Here is a 17,792-nt window from a genome sequence, read left to right on the forward strand (position 1 = left end):
TCACGGCGTCACTTGCCGTTGCCAACGGACGCGTTCAGCGCCTTGATCACCTTTTCGGTGATGTCGTGCTTGGGATTGATGTAGATCGCTTCCTGCAGGATCGCGTCGTACTTCTCGGCCTCGGCCACCTGCTTCACCACGCGGTTGGCGCGCTCGTAGACTTGCTGCAACTCTTCGTTCTTGCGAGCGTTGAGGTCTTCCTGGAATTCGCGGCGGCGCCGCTGGAAGTCGCGGTCCTGGTCGACCAGGGCGCGCTGGCGAGAGGTGCGTTGGCTCTCCGACATGGTCGGCGCTTCGCGCTCGAACCTCTCGGACGCGGCCTTGAGAGCCTCGCCCTGGGTCTGCAGTTCCTTCTCGCGCTTCAGGAATTCCGATTCGAGCTTCGCCTGGGCCGCCTTGGCAGGTTGCGCCTCGCGCAGCACGCGATCGGGGTTAACGAAGCCGATGCGGAAGGTTTCCTGGGCGTGCGCGGGCGTGCCCACGAGTGCAAAAGCGGGGATCAGCAGCGCACCGGCGGCACGAAGCAAGGGAGTCATTAGAAGGAGGTTCCGATCTGGAATTGCAGGCGTTGAATTCTATCCTTCGGGATAGGGTGCGCCGGGTCGCTCAAGTCTTCCTTCTGCTGCCGGACAGGGAACGAATAGGCCAGGCGCAGAGGGCCGAGCGGCGAGATCCAGCTGATGCCGAGGCCGACCGAGGCGCGCAGCTTCTGCTGCGCCTTCCATTGCGCGTCCGTCATGCCTGTGGGGCGGGACTCCGCAAACACATTGCCGACATCGAAGAAGCCGTAGAGCCGCAGCGTGCGGTCGTTGCCCGCGCCCGGGAAAGGCGTGCTGAGCTCCATGTTGAAGATGGCCTTCTTGGTGCCGCCGAGCGCCGCGCCTTCGGTCTGCCCGAAGAGCGGCGCATCGCGCGGGCCGAGCGAGTTCTGCTCGAAGCCGCGCACCGAGCCCAGGCCGCCGGCGTAGAAGTTCTTGAAGATCGGATAAGGCTTGCTGCCGATGGGCTTGGCATAACCCACTTCACCATTGATCGCGAAGGTGTACTGCTTGCTGATAGGAAAGAACTGCTGGTACGAATAGCTCGACTTCCAGTACTTCATGTCGCCGCCGGCGCCGACCTCGAGATTGGCGCGCTGCAGCTTGCCGCGCGTCGGCACCAGCGCGCTGTCGCGGTCGTCGCGCGACCAGCCAACGGTCAGCGGCACGCCCCATACGTTGTCGTTGGCGCACGTGCCGACGACGCCCTGCGCGTTGGCCGTGCAGCCGAAGTAGTTGCGGTACGACTGCGGCGTCAGGTAGGCGACGTTGCCGCCCGGATCGAAGCGGTAGCGTTCCAGGCCAATGCCGAAGAAGATCGTGTCGACCTCGCTGAACGGCACACCAAAGCGGATCGTGCCGCCCTCGTTGACCAGCCGGTAGTCGCCGTCGACACTGTAGTAAGGCCGCGTGGTCGTGTGGTACAGGCTGAAGCTTCGGGAGATGCCGTCCTTGGTGAAGTATGGATCGGTGGTCGTGAGCGAGAGCGTGCGGGCGTACTTGCTGGTGTTGACCTGCAGGCCCAGGTAGTTGCCGGAGCCGAAGACGTTCTCCTGCGCAATGCCGAATGTGAGGGACACCTTCTCGGCGCTCGAGAAGCCCGCGCCCAACTGCAGCGTCCCGGTCGGCTTTTCGGCCACGTTGATCGTCAGGTCCACCTGATCAGGCGAGCCTGGCACCTCCTGCGTCTCGACGTTCACGTCCGTGAAGAAGCCCAGACGGTCCACCCGGTCGCGCGACAGCTTGATCTTGTCGCCGTCGTACCAAGAGGCCTCGTACTGGCGGAACTCCCGCCGGATCACCTCGTCGCGCGTCTTGTTGTTGCCGCCGATGGCGACCCGCCGCACGTAGACCCGCCGCGAAGGCTCCGCTTTCAGGGTCAGGCTCACCCGGTTGTTCGTGCGGTCGATCTCCGGCTCCGCCTGCACCCGCGCGAAGGCGTAGCCGAAGGTGCCGAAGTAGTCGGTGAACGCCTTGGTGGTCTCGCTGACCTGCTCGCCGTTGTAGGGCTCGCCGGGACGGATGGTGACCAGGGACTTGAACTCGTCGTCGCGTCCCAGGTAGTTGCCCTCGAGCTTGACGCCGGCGACCACGAACTTCTCACCCTCGGTGATGTTCACGGTGATGCTCAGGTCCTGCCGGTCGGGGGAGATCGCCACCTGCGTGGAGTCGATGCGGAACTCCAGGTAGCCACGCGTGATGTAGTAGGAGCGCAGTGTCTCCAGGTCGGCGTTGAGCTTGGCCCGCGAGTACTGGTTGCTCTTGGTGTACCAGCTCATCCAGCCGCCGGCGTCCTGGTCGAAAAGATCGAGCAGGGTGCCCTCGCTGAAGGCTTTGTTGCCCACGATATGAACCTCGCGGATGCGCGCGGGTTCGCCTTCGGTCACGGTAAAGGTGAGATTGACGCGGTTGCGCTCGATGGGTGTGACGGTGGTCACGACCTGGGCGTTGTAGAGGCTGCGGCTGATGTATTGGCGCTTGAGCTCCTGCTCGGCGCGGTCGGCCAGCGCCTTGTCATAAGGGCGCCCGTCAGCCAGCCCGACTTCGCGCAGCGCCTTCTGCAGGGCAGCCTTGTCGAACTCCTTGGTGCCGACGAAGTCCACATCGGCGATGGTTGGACGCTCCTCGACGATGACGACGAGGACGTTGCCGCTGACGTCGATGCGCACGTCTTTGAATAGACCCAGATCAAACAGCGCTCGGATGGCAGCCGACCCGCGCTCGTCGCTGTAGGTGTCGCCCACGCGAAGCGGCAGAGAGGCGAAGATGGTGCCGGGCTCGACGCGCTGGAGGCCCTCGACCCGGATATCGCGCACCGTGAACGGCTCGATCGCCCAGGCGGCAGTAGCCGAGAGCGCGCTGACAACCAGCATGGAAACGCTGCGCAGGCGAAAGCGACTGAATTTCTTATTCATCTGTGATTTGAGCCGGCGCGCGAAGGGCCGACAGATAGTTAACCAAAGAGTCGAGTCACATCGTTGAAGATGGCAATCGACATCATGACCAGCAGCAGCGCAACACCGCCGCGCTGGAGCCGTTCCATCCAAGCATCGGAGACGCTCCTGCCAGTCAGGCCCTCCCAAAGATAATACATCAGGTGCCCTCCATCGAGGACCGGGAGCGGCATGAGGTTCAGTACACCGAGGCTCACGCTGATGAGCGCGAGAAACACGAGGTACTGCGTGAGCCCCAGGCTGGCGGACTTGCCCGCATAGTCCGCGATGGTCAACGGCCCGCTCAGGTTCTTGATGGAAGCCTCGCCGATCAACATCTTGCCCATCATGCGCACGGTGAGCGCCGACACCTCCCAGGTGCGGACCAGGCCACGCGAGATGCCGTCGACCACACCCTGTCGCACCGTCACCATTTCCGGTGGCGCCCCCACATATGCACCGACACGTCCGACCTTATTGCCGCCCTCCTCGCGCACTTCCGGCGTGACCTCGACGCGCACCGGCTGACCGCCGCGATCGACCTGCCAGACCTGGGTACGCGGCTGGCCTGCATCGATCGAGCCGCGGATGACATCGCGCAACTGCTGACCGTCGACGATGGCGGTCGGCCCCACCGCTTTCACCAAGTCCCCGCTGCGCAGGCCGGAGCGCTCGGCCGCGCCGCCCGCCATGAGCTCGCCGATTTCGGGACGGGTGAGCGGCGCCACCACGCCGATCTTGCGGAACATCTGCGCATCGGCGTCCTTGGCACCGACCCGGCTGAGTGGCAGAACGACTTCGCGGGCGGGCCGCCCCCTCTCGCCCTCAATCTCGAGCGTGAGATCGCGGCCATCGAGCGCACCGCGCGTGATTCGCCAGCGCAGGTCTTCGAAGGACTGCACCGGCTCGAGGTCGCCGCCGAGGCCAGCCCGGACGACATGCTCGCCCCCGCGCAGACCTGCCTGCTCCGCCAACGAGGCCGCCACCGGACGAGCGAGCCTGGCAACAGGTTCCTCGACGCCGATCCAGTTGACGGCGGTGTAAAGCACCACGGCAAGCACCAAATTGGCGATCGGCCCTGCGGCCACGATGGCCGCACGCGATCGCAGGGGCTGGGTGTTGAAGGCGCGGTGCCGCTCCTCGGGCATCACGGGGCCCTCGCGCTCGTCCAGCATCTTCACGTAACCACCGAGCGGGAAGGCCGCGATCACGAACTCGGTGTCTTGACCAGAGTGCTGACGCCTGGGCTTCCAGCTGAAAAGCGTATGGCCGAAGCCGATGGAGAACCGCAGCACCTTGACGCCGCAGGCCACCGCAACGCGGTAGTGGCCATACTCGTGCACGGCGATCAACAGAGCCAGGGCGACGATGAAGGCGACAGCGGTGAGCATGGTGTCCCCTGGTTGTGGGAATGAGTCAGGCAGCGAAGCGCAGCGCGGCCGCATGAGCCGCCGACCGCGCACCGGCGTCCAGTGCCAACAGATCGGCCAGCGATGCCGGATTGGAGGGCAGCACCGCCTCCAAAGTTTCCATGTTCACGGCATGGATTCGGTCGAAGCGCAGGCGACGCTCCAGAAAGGCGTCGACTGCGACCTCATTGGCAGCATTGAGCACGGCGGTCGTGCCCGGGGCCGCGCGCAGCGCGTGCCATGCCAGGCCGAGGCCCGGGAAAAGCTGCGCATCGGGTGCATCGAAAGTCAGCGCCGCCAATTGCAGGAAGTCGAGCTGCGCCGCGCCGCTCTCGATGCGCTCGGGCCAGGCCAACCCAACGGCAATCGGCACGCGCATGTCAGGGGTGCCGAGCTGCGCGATCACCGAGGCGTCCGTGAACTGCACCATGGAGTGCACCACGCTTTGCGGATGGATCACGACCTCGATGCGCTCCGGCAGCACGCCAAACAGATGGCGCGCTTCGATCACCTCGAGCGCCTTGTTCATCATGGTGGCGGAATCCACCGAGATCTTGCGCCCCATGACCCAATTCGGATGAGCGCACGCCTGCTCCGGCGTCACTGCGGCCAGTGTCTCCGGCGATCGCGTACGGAACGGCCCGCCGGAGGCCGTGAGGATGATCTTGTCGATGCGGCGCGGCCATGTGGTGGGATCCTCGGGCAGCGACTGGAAAATGGCCGAATGCTCGCTGTCGATCGGCAGCAGCGTCGCCCCGCCCTCGCGCACCGTGCGCATGAAGAGCTCACCGCCGACCACCAGGGCCTCCTTGTTCGCCAGCAACAATCGCTTGCCGGCACGCGCCGCCGCCAGGCAGGGCCCGAGGCCGGCGGCACCAACGATGGCAGCCATCACCGCATCGCAATCCTCGTGCGAGGCGATGGACTCGATCGCGCCCGCGCCCTGCAGCACCTCGGTGCGCAGCCCGCTGTGTCGGAGCTTGTCGGCCAGCAACCGGGCATGCGGCGCACTGGCCATGACCGCAAACCGCGGCGTGAAGCGATGGCACTGGGCCAGAATCTCATCGACCTTGGTGGATGCCGACAAGGCGAACACTTCGAAGCGCTCAGGATGCCGTGCGATCACGTCGAGCGTACTCACGCCGACCGAGCCCGTCGAGCCGAGCACGGTGATGCGTTGTCGTTTCACGCCGGTCATAGAAACGCCAGCATCATCGCAATGGGCAGTGTGGGCAATAGCGCATCGACCCGGTCGAGCACGCCGCCATGGCCGGGCAGCAGCGCGCTGCTGTCCTTGGCACCGGCGCTGCGCTTGACCAGCGATTCGACCAGGTCGCCTACCACGCTCATCGCGGCGAGGAAGATCACGCCGATCAGGAGCAACCACCACCCGCGCTCGGCGAGCCGGGTGTAGAGGCTGACCACTGCAGGTCGCAGTGCAGCATCGGCCCAGACCCAGCACAAGGCAAGCACGAACACGCCGAGCATTCCGCCCCACACGCCCTCCCAACTCTTGCCGGGACTGATGCTCGGCGCCAGCTTTCCTCGGGTGAAGCGCAGCCCGAAGGCCCGGCCCGCGAAATAGGCGAACACGTCGGCCACCCACACCAGCACAAGAATCGAGAGAAGAAAGTTGATGCCGACCCTGCGGGCCTGGACCGCAGCCAGCCATGCCACCCAAAGCATCAGCAGCCCGCCCATCAGGCGCAGGGCCCGAGGGACCCTTGGCCAGCCTGGCACGGCGACGCGCAGCAAGGCGGCGCCGCCCAGAACCCAAGCAGCGCTCGCAAGGATCCATACCGGCAGCAACGAACGCTCGAGCAATCCCAACCACCAGGACAGCCCGCACAGTGCCAGAATCTCCGCGCCGAAGAACAGCGACATGCGCTGGCCGTGGCCGTTGAGCCGCCCCCATTCCCAGGCGGCGGCTGCCACCAGCACCAGCATCACGCAGGCGAAAGGCACATGGGAGGGATAGAACAGCGCCGGCAGCAGGATCGCCAGCAGGACGACGGCAGTAATGATGCGTTGTTTGAGCATCGCGATCAGGCGGCCTGCGGGGCGCGCCGGCTGCCACCTGCCACTTGCGCGGAGGTTTGGCCGAAGCGGCGCTCGCGGCGTCGGAAGACCTCGATGGCTTCGTCGAGCGCGGCTTCGTCGAACTCGGGCCAGAGCCGGTCGCTGAAGAACAGCTCGGAGTAGGCGCTCTGCCAGAGCAAGAAGTTAGACAGCCGCTGCTCGCCGCCAGTGCGGATGAAGAGGTCGGGATCCGGCACGTGCGACAGCGCCATGGCTGCATCGAGGTTGGCCTCGGTCAGCGGTTCGCCCCGCGCGGCAAGTTGCGCGGCAGCACGGGCGATATCCCAGCGTCCGCCGTAGTTGAAGCAGACGTTCAGGATCAGCCGCGTGTTGTGGGCGGTCGCGGCCTCTGCCTGCAGCAGGCCGGCCGCGATCTTCTCGGAGAGGCCGCCGCGCTCACCCACGAAATGCAGGCGTACGCCGTCCTGGCTGAGCTTCGGGACCTCCCGGCCGAGCGCGATGACCATCAGGTCCATCAGGCCCGATACTTCCTCGACCGGACGGTTCCAGTTCTCGGAGGAGAAAGCGAACACAGTCAATACCGCGACGCCCCGGTCGGCGCAGGCCTTGACACAGCGGCGCAGCGACTCGACCCCCTGCTTGTGGCCCGCCACCCGCGGCAGGAAGCGGCGCGTGGCCCAGCGCCCATTCCCATCCATGACGATGGCGATGTGATGAGGCACCGCGACGCTTGGATTGCTCATCTCAGACGGCCATGATCTCTGCCTCTTTGGCGGCGACCAGGCGATCGATCTCCACGATGTGCCTGTCGGTCACCTTCTGGATCTCGGCTTCGGCCCGCTTCTGGTCGTCTTCAGACGCCAGCTTTTCCTTGACCAGCTTCTTGATTGCATCGTTGGCGTCGCGGCGCAGGTTGCGTGTGGCGATCTTGGCGTTCTCGCCCTCGGTGCGAACCAGCTTGGTCATCTCCTTGCGGCGCTCCTCGCTCATCGGGGGCATTGGTACGCGGATCAGGTCGCCCATCGAAGCCGGATTCAGTCCGAGGTCGCTCTCGCGGATGGCTTTCTCGATCTTGGCCCCCATGCCCTTTTCCCACGGCTGAACGCTGATGGTGCGCGAGTCGATCAGCGACACGTTCGCCACCTGCGACAGCGGCACCGAGGAGCCGTAGTAATCCACATGGATCGAATCAAGCAATGCCGGGTTGGCGCGCCCCGTGCGGATCTTGGTGAGGTTGTTCTGGAAAGCGGCAATCGACTGGTTCATCTTTGCGTCGGTTGCGCTGCGAATGTCGGCAATGGTCATCTTCTCTTACTCCTCAGGCATGCACCAGCGTGCCTTCGTCCTCGCCCATCACGACGCGCTTGAGCGCGCCGTTCTTGAAAATTGAGAACACCTTGATCGGCAGATTCTGGTCGCGGCACAACGCAAAGGCCGTGGCGTCCATGATGCCGAGATTCTGCGCAATGGCCTCGTCGAAGCTCAGGCGGGAATAGCGCGTCGCGCTCAGATCTTTCTTCGGGTCTGCCGTATAAACGCCGTCCACCTTGGTGGCCTTGAGCACCAGCTCCGCGCCGATTTCGGCACCGCGCAGTGCGGCGGCGGTGTCGGTCGTGAAGAAGGGATTGCCAGTACCAGCCGCGAATATCACGACCTTGCCCTCTTCGAGGTACTGCAGGGCCTTGGGGCGCACGTACGGCTCCACCACTTGCTCGATGGCGATGGCAGACATCACCCGAGCGATCAGCCCCTGCTTGTTCATGGCGTCGGCCAGCGCCAGCGCGTTCATTACGGTGGCCAGCATGCCCATGTAGTCAGCTGTTGCGCGGTCCATGCCCACCGAACCACCTGCCACGCCACGAAAGATGTTGCCCCCGCCGATCACGACGGCGACTTCCACCCCCATGTTCACCACCTCGGCCACCTCTGCCACCATGCGGACGATGGTCGCCCGGTTGATACCGAAGGCATCGTCACCCATCAAGGCCTCGCCCGACAGCTTCAACAAGATTCGCTTGTGGGCCGGGCGGGTTTCGAGCATGAAGAATTTCCTTTTTTAAGGTGGGCGGGACGAGTGTAAAACGTGCGTGTGAAGAAGAGGCAGCGCACGCGCGCCGCCCGATGGCTCCGCTCAGGCAGCCGCCGCCTTCGCGGCCGCGACCTGGGCCGCCACTTCGGCGGCAAAGTCGTCGACTTTCTTTTCGATGCCTTCGCCGACGACGTACAGCGAGAAGCTCTTGATCGAGGTGTTGGCTGCCTTGAGCATCTGCTCCACGGTCTGCTTGTCGTTCTTCACGAAGGGCTGGTTGTGCAGCGACACCTCCTTGAGGTACTTCTGCACGCCGCCTTCGATGCGCTTGGCGACGATATCGGCGGGCTGCGGCTGCTTGCCGGCCGCCTCTGCCGCCTTGCGGTCTTCCTCGGCCTTGCCCGCGGCCACGGCACGCTCCTTCTCGATCAGTTCGGCCGGCACGTCCGAGCTCGCAATCGACACCGGCTTCATGGCGGCGACGTGCATTGCCACGTCCTTGGCTGCAGTGTCGTCGCCCTCGAACTCGACCATCACACCAATGCGCGTGCCATGCAGGTAGGAGGCGAGCTTGCCGTTGCCGGCGAAGCGCTTGAAACGGCGGAAGCTCATGTTCTCGCCAATCTTGCCGATCAGCCCTTTGCGCACGTCTTCCAGCGTGGGGCCGAAGCTGTCCTGCTCGTAGGGCAGCGCGGCGAGTGCGGCCAAGTCAGCCGGGTTGTGCTTGGCAACCAGCATTGCCGCGGCGTTCGCCAGCGCAAGGAAGCTGTCGTTCTTCGAGACGAAGTCGGTCTCGCAGTTGATCTCGACCATGGCACCTACCCCGCCTTCGACATAGGCTGCAACCACGCCCTCGGCCGTGATGCGGCTCGACGCCTTGCCGGCCTTGTTGCCCAGCTTGATGCGCAGCAGCTCTTCGGCTTTTTCCATGTTGCCATCGGCCTCGGTCAAGGCCTTCTTGCATTCCATCATTGGGGCGTCGGTCTTCGCGCGCAGTTCGCCGACCATGCTTGCGGTGATAGTTGCCATCTTGTTTCTCCGTTCGGTTTAGCAGCTGCGGCGGCCCGCACCGGGCGCCGCAAAAATCAAGTTAAAAAAAAGGGGCATCGAAGCCCCTTCTTCAGGCGCTTGCCAGCGCGTATCAGGCCGAAGCGCCCTCTTCGACCTCGACGAATTCATCGGAATTGCCCTCGGCCACGGCCTTGACCACATCGCTGGCGGCACTGGAACGGCCTTCGATGATGGCATCGGCAATGCCACGAGCGTACAAGGTGACAGCCTTCGACGAGTCGTCATTGCCCGGAATGACATAGTCGATACCTTCGGGCGAGTGGTTGGAGTCCACGACGCCGATCAGCGGGATGCCCAGCTTCTTCGCCTCAGCCACCGCGATCTTGTGGAAGCCCACGTCGATCACGAAGATGGCGTCGGGCAGCGCGTTCATGTCCTGGATGCCGCCGATGTCCTTCTCGAGCTTCTCGATCTCGCGATTGAAGGTCAGCTGCTCTTTCTTGCTGAGACTGTCGAGGCCGGCTTCCTGCTGAGCCTTCATGTCCTTCAGGCGCTTGATGGAGGTCTTGACGGTCTTGAAGTTGGTCAGCATGCCGCCGAGCCAGCGGGTGTCGACGAACGGGACGCCGGCGCGGCGCGCCTCCGTCGCCACGATCTCGCGGGCCTGGCGCTTGGTGCCGACCATCAGGATGGTGCCGCGGTTGGCGGTGAGCTGCTTGGCGTACTTCATCGCTTCCTGGAACATCGGAAGCGTTTTTTCCAGGTTGATGATGTGGATCTTGTTGCGATGGCCGAAGATGTACGGAGCCATCTTGGGGTTCCAGAAGCGCGTCTGGTGACCGAAATGGACACCGGCTTCCAGCATTTCGCGCATGGTCGTCGACATAGGAATAACTCCAAAGGTTGGGTCTAAAATCCAGCCCGTTTTGCGATCCTCTGGAGGACCGCAACACCTCGAATGGGCTGGTTTGCGGATATGTTTTGCGCTGGGAAAGGACCCAGGGTGAAACCCGCAGAGTATAGCACCCACCACTCGTCCCTCCTTCTCCACGGCTCCCCTCACATCATGCGCCCTGACCTGCACGCGACCCGCCTTTCCCTGCTGGCCGGCGCCTCCGACGCGCGCGCCGAGATGGAGCACTCCATCACCACCGCCGCTTCCGCAGCCTGCGCCTATGCCTTCACCCGAACCTCGTTCGACGAAGCGCGCCAGGCAGCCGCGGCGGCACAGCCCATGCAACGGCTTGCAGGGCTGGCTTTCTCGGCCAAGGACTTGTTCGACCTCGCCGGCCAGCCAACGCCAGCCGGCTCAGTGGTGCTGGCCCATGCACCATCGGCCCGGGCCGATGCCCCGGCCGTGGCCCGGCTGCGGGCCGCGGGTGGCGCCTTGATCGGCCGCACCAACATGACCGAGTTCGCTTTCTCAGGCGTGGGCGTCAATCCGCACTACGGCACCCCGGTCAACGGGTGCGATCCCGCGACGCAGCGCATTCCTGGCGGCTCCTCTTCCGGCGCCGCGATCTCCGTGGCCAGCGGCGCGGCCTTCATCGGGCTGGGTTCCGACACCGGCGGCTCGATCCGCATCCCGGCGGCCCTCAACGGCATCGTGGGTTTCAAGAACACGGCGCGGCTGGTGCCGACGGATGGCGCCCTGCCGCTCTCGACCACGCTGGACACCGTCTGCGCCATGACGCGCTCGGTACGCGACGCGATCACCGCGCACGAGATCCTGGCCGCCCGCCGCGTTACCGCCGGCACAGCGCCGCTTTCCGCCTATCGGCTGGCAGTTGTCAAGGACCTGTTCTTCGACGAGGTCGATTCTGCGGTGTCCCATGCCTTCGAGCGTACGATGCGCACCCTGCGTACGGCCGGTGCCCGCATCGAGGAGATCGCACTGCCCGAACTGGCCGACCTTCGGTCGATCAATGCGACCGGCGGATTCTCCGCCGCCGAAGCCTATGCGTGGCACCGCCTGCTGCTGGAACGCAGCGGTGCCGGCTATGACGTGCGGGTGGCCCAGCGCATCCTGAAGGGCGCAACCATGAAGGCGCACGAATACATCGAACTCATCCATGCGCGACGCGACTGGATCGCCCGCATGGAGGCCGCTCTCGCCCCTTTCGACGTGCTGCTGTCACCCACCGTGCCACTCGTGGCGCCGCCGCTGGCAGAGGTGGCGCCCGGTGCGGAGCGGGATGAGGCCTTCTTCCGCATCAACACGCTGTTGCTGCGAAACCCGTCGGTGATCAACATGCTGGACGGGTGCGCTCTATCGCTGCCGTGCCATGTCGAAGGCGAGCTGCCCGTCGGCCTCATGCTCTGGCATGCCGCATTGCATGACGATGCGGTGCTGGCGGTGGCGCTGCAAGTCGAGCGCGAGTTGCAAGCGATCCATTAGGAGGCTCGCGCGCGGGCGCCGCCCCTTATCACACCAAAGAACAGAATGAAGATCGCGATCGTGGGCGCCGGCATCATCGGCGTCACCACTGCCTGGGAGCTGGCCTCGGACGGCCATGAAGTCATGGTCTTCGAGCGCCGTGGGGCCGCCGCCGAGGAATCAAGTTTTGCCAATGCCGGCGTGGTTGCGCCCGGCTATGTCACACCTTGGGCCGCGCCGGGGATGCGCGGCAAGGTGCTGCGGTCGCTGCTGTCGACCCATGGCGCGGTCAAGCTGCGCTGGCCGCTCACCGGGCGCGACCTGGCCTGGATGGCGCGCTGGCAACGTGCCTGCCAGCTTGAAAGCTACCTGGCCAACCGCGCGCGCATGCAGCGCCTGGCCTTTTACAGCCGCACCCGCCTTCACGAGATCACCGAGGCGCGCGAGCTCAACTACGAACGCAGCGATGGCTACCTGGTGCTGCTGCGGTCCAAGCGCGAGAAGAAGCTGATACAGCCTGGCCTCGAGGTGCTGCGGCAGGCCGGCAGCAGCTTCCGCGAGGTGGACGCCGACGAAGCTCGGCGGATCGAGCCCGCGCTCAGCACCGAGACCGAGCTGGCCGGGGCGATCCATCTGCCGGACGACGAGGTAGCCAACTGCCGCCAGTTCGCCCTGTTGCTCAAGTGGGAGACCGAGGCGCTGGGCGCCCAGTTCCATTTCAACTGCGACCTCGCGCCGCTCAGCCGCGCGGCGCCGACCGAACTGCGGTTGGCCAGCGGCTCCGAGGGCCATCGCTTCGACGCCGTGGTGATGTGCGCCGGGGTGGCGTCGGCCGAGTTGCTGCGGCCCCTGGGCCTGCGCATTCCGGTCGCACCGATCTACGGTCACTCGATCAGCGCCAATATTCGCGAGCCGCTCAACGCCCCGCGCAGCGCAGTGATGGACGAGCGCTACAAGGTTGCAATCTCGCGTCTCGGGCAGCGAGTGCGCGTTGCGGGCAGCGCCGAGCTCGGCGGCTCGCTGAACAGTCTTCACCCGGAGGCGCTACGAACGATCTACAAGGTGCTTCAGGACTGGTTTCCAGGCGCCGTTACCCTGCAGGCCGGCGTCCAGCAATGGAAAGGTGCGCGGCCCATGCTCCCCGACGGCCCGCCCCTCATCGGACCCAGTGGCGTCCCGGGCGTCTGGCTCAACCTGGGACACGGTTCCAGCGGCTGGGCGCTGTCCTGCGGCAGCGCGCGGGTACTGGCGGACATGATGGGGGGCCGCGACCCGGGCATCGATCTCGAGGGGCTGGGCATCGAGCGTTTGCTGCAACACTAAGAGCCATCCGGATCGGAGCGCCCCGCCATGCAACGCATCACCTCAGGCACCTCGGCCCCGCTGTTTGAAATCGCGGCTTCGCGCCGGATCGAACAGGCCGCCGCCGCTGCCCTGCCGCCGCATACCCTGATGCAGCGCGCCGGGCTGGCGGTGGCGCGGCTCGCGATGGCGACCGTGCCGCACGCGCGCACCATATGGATTGCCTGCGGCCCAGGAAATAACGGGGGCGATGGTTTCGAGGCTGCAACGCAGTTGCAGCACCGCGGCTTCGCACCGGTGGTCACCCGCATCGGCAACGACGAGCGCCTGCCGGCCGACGCTGCCGCTTCGTTGCAGCGTGCGCGTGATGCCGGCGTGCGCTTCGCGGACGCCCCGCCGGCAAGCGCCGACCTGGTCATCGACGCCCTGCTAGGCCTCGGCGCCGCCCGCCCCCCGGAGGGGCCCATGGCGGACTGGCTGCGGCGTATGCACACCGGTTCCGCGCCCGTGCTCAGCGTGGACACGCCTTCGGGCCTGAATGCCGACACAGGTGTGTTGGCGCTGGACTTCCTCGCTCCTGCTGTCGTCCGCGGCCCCGGGGTCCGCCGCCTGTGCCTCAGTCTCCTGACGCTCAAGCCCGGCCTCTTCACGTCGCAAGGGCGAGACGCTGTTGGCGAGCTGTGGTTCGACGACCTGGACGTGATGCCGGGCGCCGAACGGCCCACGGCCCGGCTTCCCGGCGAGCCGTCCGCTGTGCTGCGACCCCATACGTCCCACAAGGGAACCTACGGCGATGTCGCGGTCATCGGCGGCGCTCCCGGGATGGTGGGCGCTGCCCTGCTGGCAGCCACCGCGGCGCTGCATGCGGGCGCGGGCCGCGTATACGTCGCCTCGCTCGATACCGCCTTCTCCCCAATCGACACAGCGCAGCCCGAACTGATGTTCCGGACGCCCGACGCGCTCGACCTGCGGGCCATGACCGTGGTCTGCGGCTGCGGGGCCGGCACAGCGGTGCGTGACCCGCTGCCGCGGGTGCTCCAGGAAGCGCACGCACTGGTGCTCGATGCCGACGCGCTCAATGCGATTGCAGCCGACGGCGCCTTGCAAACTCTGCTTGTCGCACGCGCCCGCTCGGGCCACCGGACAGTCCTCACGCCTCATCCGCTGGAGGCCGCCCGCCTGCTGGGCACCGGCGCGGCCGAGGTGCAAGGCGACCGGCTGCGCGCTGCTCAGCTGCTGTCTGAGCGATTCGGCGCGACCATCGTCCTAAAGGGGTCGGGAACGATCGTGGCTGCAGCGGGCGAGGTGCCGACGATCAACCCGACGGGCAACGCACGCCTCGCAAGCGCGGGCACTGGCGACGTGCTGGCCGGCATGATCGGTGCGGCCCTGGCAGCGGGCCAGCCCTCAGTGGCAGCCAGTCGCGAGGCAGTCTGGCGGCATGGCGACCTGGCCGACCACTGGCCGACTGACGTGCCGCTCACCGCGGGCACCCTCGCGCGGGGCTGGAAAAAGGCCTCCTAGCCTCGCCCGACGAAGGGCATCTTCGTCGCCATCACCGTGTGGAACAACACGTTGGCTTCAAGCGGCAGGTTTGCCATGTACAGCACCGACTGGCCAACGATGGACACGTCCATCACCGGCTCGATCGCGATCTCGCCGTTGGCCTGCGGCACGCCCTTGGTCATCCGGGCGGCGAGCTCGGTCATCGCATTGCCGACGTCGATCTGGCCCACTGCGATGTCGTGCTTGCGGCCGTCGAGCGAAGCCGTCTTGGTCAGTCCTTCAACGGCGTGCTTGGTCGCCGTGTAGGCCATGGAGTTGGGCCGCGGCGCAGTGGCGGAGATCGAGCCGTTGTTGATGATGCGGCCGCCGCGCGGTGTCTGCGCCTGCATGGTCCGAAAAGCCTGCTGGATGCAATAGAACATCCCGTTGAGGTTGATGTCGACCACGCCGCGCCACTGCTCCGGCGTCCACTCCTCGAAAGAGCCCGGCGGGTTGCCGACGCCGGCGTTGTTGAACAGGAGGTCGACCCGGCCGAAGCGTTCCACAGCGGCAGCAAACAAGGCCTGGACCGACTCCGGATGGGCCACGTCGGTCGGCACGGCAAAGGCGCGTGCACCAGCTCCCGAATCTTCAGCAACCTGCTCAAGGGGCTCCAGCCGGCGGCCCGCCAGCACCACGCTCCAGCCATCGCCCAGCAGGGCCAGCGCGGCGGCGCGGCCGATGCCGCTGCCTGCGCCCGTGACGATTGCAATACGGCTCCTCTTGTCTGCACCCATCTTCGCTTCTCCTTCAACGGCGCGGCTTGCGCCCTTTCATCTTGCTGGCGGCCTTCTTGACGGCCGTACGGAAAGCCTGCATGGCCGACTGCGGCGCGGCGCCGACACCATGATCGCTGCTGCGCTCGCTGCGTTCGATGCCGGAAGGCTCGGGCTTCTTGCGCGCGCTGCGCTTGGTCGAGGCCTTGGCGGGCACGCCCCCGGTCGAAAGGCCCTTGTCCTTCAAGGCACGCGAGCTCAGCTCCTCGCCCTCGCGCACCAAGCGGAAGTCGATTTTCCGGCCGTCGAGGTCGACACGGCTCACCTGCACGCGCACGCGCGTGCCGATGGCGTAGCGGATGCCGGTGCGCTCGCCGCGCAGTTCCTGCCGCTGTTCGTCGAACTTGAAGTACTCGCCGCCGAGCTCGGTGATATGCACCAGGCCTTCCACGTACATCGCGTCGAGCGTAACGAAGATGCCGAAGGTGGTGGCGGCAGTGACCACGCCGCCGTACTCCTCGCCCAGATGCTCGCGCATGTATTTGCACTTGAGCCAGGCTTCCACGTCGCGGCTGGCTTCGTCGGCACGGCGCTCGTTTGCACTGCAGTGCAGGCCGGCCGCCTCCCAGGCCAGCACCTCCTTGCTCGGCGCGACCGTGGCCTTCTGCGGCCTGGTGGTCGGCGCCTTGACCCGCGCCGCCCACCGCTTGGCGAGCTTGGCATGCGCCTCGCCCGGCGTCGGCAACATCGGCAATTGGTACCTTGTCTTGCCCAGGATCGCCTTGATCACCCGATGCACCAGCAGGTCGGGGTAGCGACGGATCGGGCTGGTGAAATGCGTGTAGGCCTCGTAGGCCAGGCCGAAGTGGCCGCTGTTGATCGGCGTGTAGATCGCCTGCTGCATCGATCGCAGCAGCATGGTGTGGATCTGCTGCGCATCGGGCCGCTCTTTGGTTGCCTGCGCAATCGCCTGGAACTCGCCGGGCTTGGGATGGTCGGTGATCGACAGGCCCACGCCCATCGCCTTGAGGTAGCCGCGCAGGATTTCTTTTTTCTCGGGCGTCGGGCCCTCGTGCACGCGATACAGGCCTGGATGCTTGCCTTCTGCAATGAAGTCGGCGCTGCAGACGTTGGCCGCAAGCATCGCCTCCTCGATCAGGCGGTGCGCCTCATTGCGCGTGCGGGGCACGATCTTCTCGATGCGGCCGGCCTCGTCGCAGATGATCTGCGTCTCGGTGGTTTCGAAGTCGACTGCGCCGCGCTTGCTGCGCTGCGCGAGCAGCGCGCGGTACGCGTCGTGCAGGTTGAGCAGATCCTTCACGCGCTCCTTGCGCTTGGCTGCCTCCGGGCCGCGCGTATTGCCGAGGATCGCAGCAACCTCCGTGTAGGTGAAGCGCGCATGGCTCCACATCACAGCCGGGTAGAACTGGTACGCGTAGATCTCGCCTTCGGCGGTCACCAGCATGTCGCAGACCATGCACAAGCGCTCGACCTCGGGGTTCAGCGAGCACAGGCCGTTGGACAACTTCTCCGGCAGCATGGGAATCACGCGGCGCGGAAAGTAGACACTGGTCGCGCGGTCGTAGGCGTCGATGTCGATGGCGGAGCCGGTCTGCACATAGGCGCTGACGTCCGCGATGGCGACCAGGAGACGCCAGCCCTTGCCACGTCCCACCTTGGCAGGCTCGCAGTACACGGCATCGTCGAAGTCCCGGGCGTCCTCGCCGTCGATGGTGACAAGCGGAACATCGGTCAGGTCGACACGGCCCTTCTTGTCGATGGCACGCACCTTGTCTGGCAGTGCCTTGGCCTCGGCCAGGCAAGCCTCGGAGAACTCGTGCGGCACGCCGTACTTGCGCACGGCGATCTCGATCTCCATGCCCGGATCGTCGATTTCGCCGAGCACCTCCTTGACGCGGCCTACGGGTTGGCCGAACAGCGCAGGCGGTTCGGTCAGTTGCACGACCACCACCTGGCCCACCTTGGCGGTACCGATCGCGACCTTGGGAATCATCACGTCCTGGCCGTAGCGCTTGTCCTCGGGCGCGACGAGCCAGATGCCGCCTTCGTGCAGAAGCCGGCCGATGATCGGCTGCTGGGGTCGCTCGATGATCTCGACCACGCGGCCCTCGGGCCGCCCGCGGCGATCCTGGCGCACGACGCGCGCCTTGACGCGGTCCTTGTGCAGCACCGCGCGCATTTCGTTGGGAGGCAGGTAGATGTCGGCGTCGCCATCGTCGCGCTGCACGAAGCCGTGCCCATCGCGATGACCCTGCACCGTTCCTTCGACTTCGTCCAGCAAGCCGCCGGAGTGACTCAAATTTTTAATATATACTCTCTTTCTTTCCTGAAATTCAAAACCTGTTGCACGGACTTGATCCATGCAGCAAGT

General features: G+C 65.8%; 15 protein-coding genes. 3 read left to right on the top strand and 12 right to left on the bottom strand.

Annotation, left to right across the window (positions count from 1 at the left end; translation table 11 throughout):
* Positions 1 to 8 precede the first annotated feature (8 nt).
* The 10 genes from E5CHR_RS18025 to rpsB form a co-directional block, all read right to left on the bottom strand.
* Complete coding sequence (locus E5CHR_RS18025; protein WP_162581111.1) at positions 9 to 536, bottom strand: OmpH family outer membrane protein; 528 nt, start codon at positions 534 to 536, stop codon at positions 9 to 11.
* On the bottom strand, positions 536 to 2,953 hold the full coding sequence (gene bamA, locus E5CHR_RS18030) for an outer membrane protein assembly factor BamA (protein ID WP_162581112.1): 2,418 nt from the start codon (positions 2,951 to 2,953) through the stop codon (positions 536 to 538). The genes E5CHR_RS18025 and bamA overlap by 1 nt, the downstream gene beginning before the upstream one ends.
* Before the next feature lie 38 nt (positions 2,954 to 2,991).
* Positions 2,992 to 4,362, bottom strand: coding sequence for an RIP metalloprotease RseP (gene rseP, locus E5CHR_RS18035; RefSeq protein ID WP_162581113.1), 1,371 nt, complete (start codon positions 4,360 to 4,362; stop codon positions 2,992 to 2,994).
* A gap of 25 nt (positions 4,363 to 4,387) precedes the next feature.
* Positions 4,388 to 5,578, bottom strand: coding sequence for a 1-deoxy-D-xylulose-5-phosphate reductoisomerase (gene ispC / locus E5CHR_RS18040; protein ID WP_162581114.1), 1,191 nt, complete (start codon positions 5,576 to 5,578; stop codon positions 4,388 to 4,390).
* Positions 5,575 to 6,420 (bottom strand): phosphatidate cytidylyltransferase, encoded by an 846-nt coding sequence (locus tag E5CHR_RS18045; protein ID WP_162581115.1) that lies wholly within the window; start codon positions 6,418 to 6,420, stop codon positions 5,575 to 5,577. The genes ispC and E5CHR_RS18045 overlap by 4 nt, the downstream gene beginning before the upstream one ends.
* Before the next feature lie 5 nt (positions 6,421 to 6,425).
* Positions 6,426 to 7,163: a polyprenyl diphosphate synthase gene (gene uppS / locus E5CHR_RS18050; protein WP_162581116.1), complete on the bottom strand. Its 738-nt coding sequence runs from the start codon at positions 7,161 to 7,163 to the stop codon at positions 6,426 to 6,428.
* Position 7,164: 1 nt separating this feature from the next.
* A complete protein-coding gene (gene frr / locus E5CHR_RS18055) occupies positions 7,165 to 7,725 on the bottom strand; it encodes a ribosome recycling factor (protein WP_162581117.1) in 561 nt (186 codons plus the stop codon).
* 13 nt (positions 7,726 to 7,738) lie between these two features.
* A complete protein-coding gene (gene pyrH / locus E5CHR_RS18060; RefSeq protein ID WP_162581118.1) occupies positions 7,739 to 8,461 on the bottom strand; it encodes a UMP kinase in 723 nt (240 codons plus the stop codon).
* Positions 8,462 to 8,551: 90 nt separating this feature from the next.
* Complete coding sequence (tsf, locus tag E5CHR_RS18065; RefSeq protein WP_162581119.1) at positions 8,552 to 9,478, bottom strand: translation elongation factor Ts; 927 nt, start codon at positions 9,476 to 9,478, stop codon at positions 8,552 to 8,554.
* Positions 9,479 to 9,590: 112 nt separating this feature from the next.
* The gene (rpsB, locus tag E5CHR_RS18070; RefSeq protein WP_162581120.1) at positions 9,591 to 10,346 is read right to left on the bottom strand and encodes a 30S ribosomal protein S2; all 756 of its coding nucleotides are present in this window, start codon (positions 10,344 to 10,346) and stop codon (positions 9,591 to 9,593) included.
* A 180-nt stretch (positions 10,347 to 10,526) separates the two neighbouring features.
* Here rpsB and E5CHR_RS18075 point away from each other — a divergent pair, with 180 nt between their 5' ends.
* Genes E5CHR_RS18075 through E5CHR_RS18085 form a run of 3 tightly spaced genes read left to right on the top strand, consistent with a single transcriptional unit; the run spans position 10,527 to position 14,663 of the window.
* Positions 10,527 to 11,858, top strand: a complete 1,332-nt coding sequence (locus E5CHR_RS18075; RefSeq protein WP_162581121.1) for an amidase — start codon at positions 10,527 to 10,529, stop codon at positions 11,856 to 11,858.
* A gap of 45 nt (positions 11,859 to 11,903) precedes the next feature.
* Positions 11,904 to 13,160, top strand: a complete 1,257-nt coding sequence (locus E5CHR_RS18080; protein ID WP_162581122.1) for a D-amino acid dehydrogenase — start codon at positions 11,904 to 11,906, stop codon at positions 13,158 to 13,160.
* Positions 13,161 to 13,187: 27 nt separating this feature from the next.
* Positions 13,188 to 14,663 carry an NAD(P)H-hydrate dehydratase gene (locus E5CHR_RS18085; protein ID WP_162581123.1) on the top strand — a complete coding sequence of 492 codons (1,476 nt, stop codon included), beginning with the start codon at positions 13,188 to 13,190 and terminating at the stop codon, positions 14,661 to 14,663.
* Here E5CHR_RS18085 and E5CHR_RS18090 read toward each other — a convergent pair.
* Both E5CHR_RS18090 and rnr read right to left on the bottom strand, forming a co-directional pair.
* The gene (locus tag E5CHR_RS18090) at positions 14,660 to 15,421 is read right to left on the bottom strand and encodes an SDR family oxidoreductase (RefSeq protein WP_162581124.1); all 762 of its coding nucleotides are present in this window, start codon (positions 15,419 to 15,421) and stop codon (positions 14,660 to 14,662) included. The two genes, E5CHR_RS18085 and E5CHR_RS18090, sit on opposite strands and share 4 nt — an antisense overlap.
* 13 nt (positions 15,422 to 15,434) lie before the next feature.
* Complete coding sequence (gene rnr / locus E5CHR_RS18095) at positions 15,435 to 17,783, bottom strand: ribonuclease R (protein ID WP_162581125.1); 2,349 nt, start codon at positions 17,781 to 17,783, stop codon at positions 15,435 to 15,437.
* Positions 17,784 to 17,792: the final 9 nt, after the last annotated feature.

The organism is Variovorax sp. PBS-H4, from assembly GCF_901827205.1.
GTDB lineage: Bacteria > Pseudomonadota > Gammaproteobacteria > Burkholderiales > Burkholderiaceae_C > Variovorax.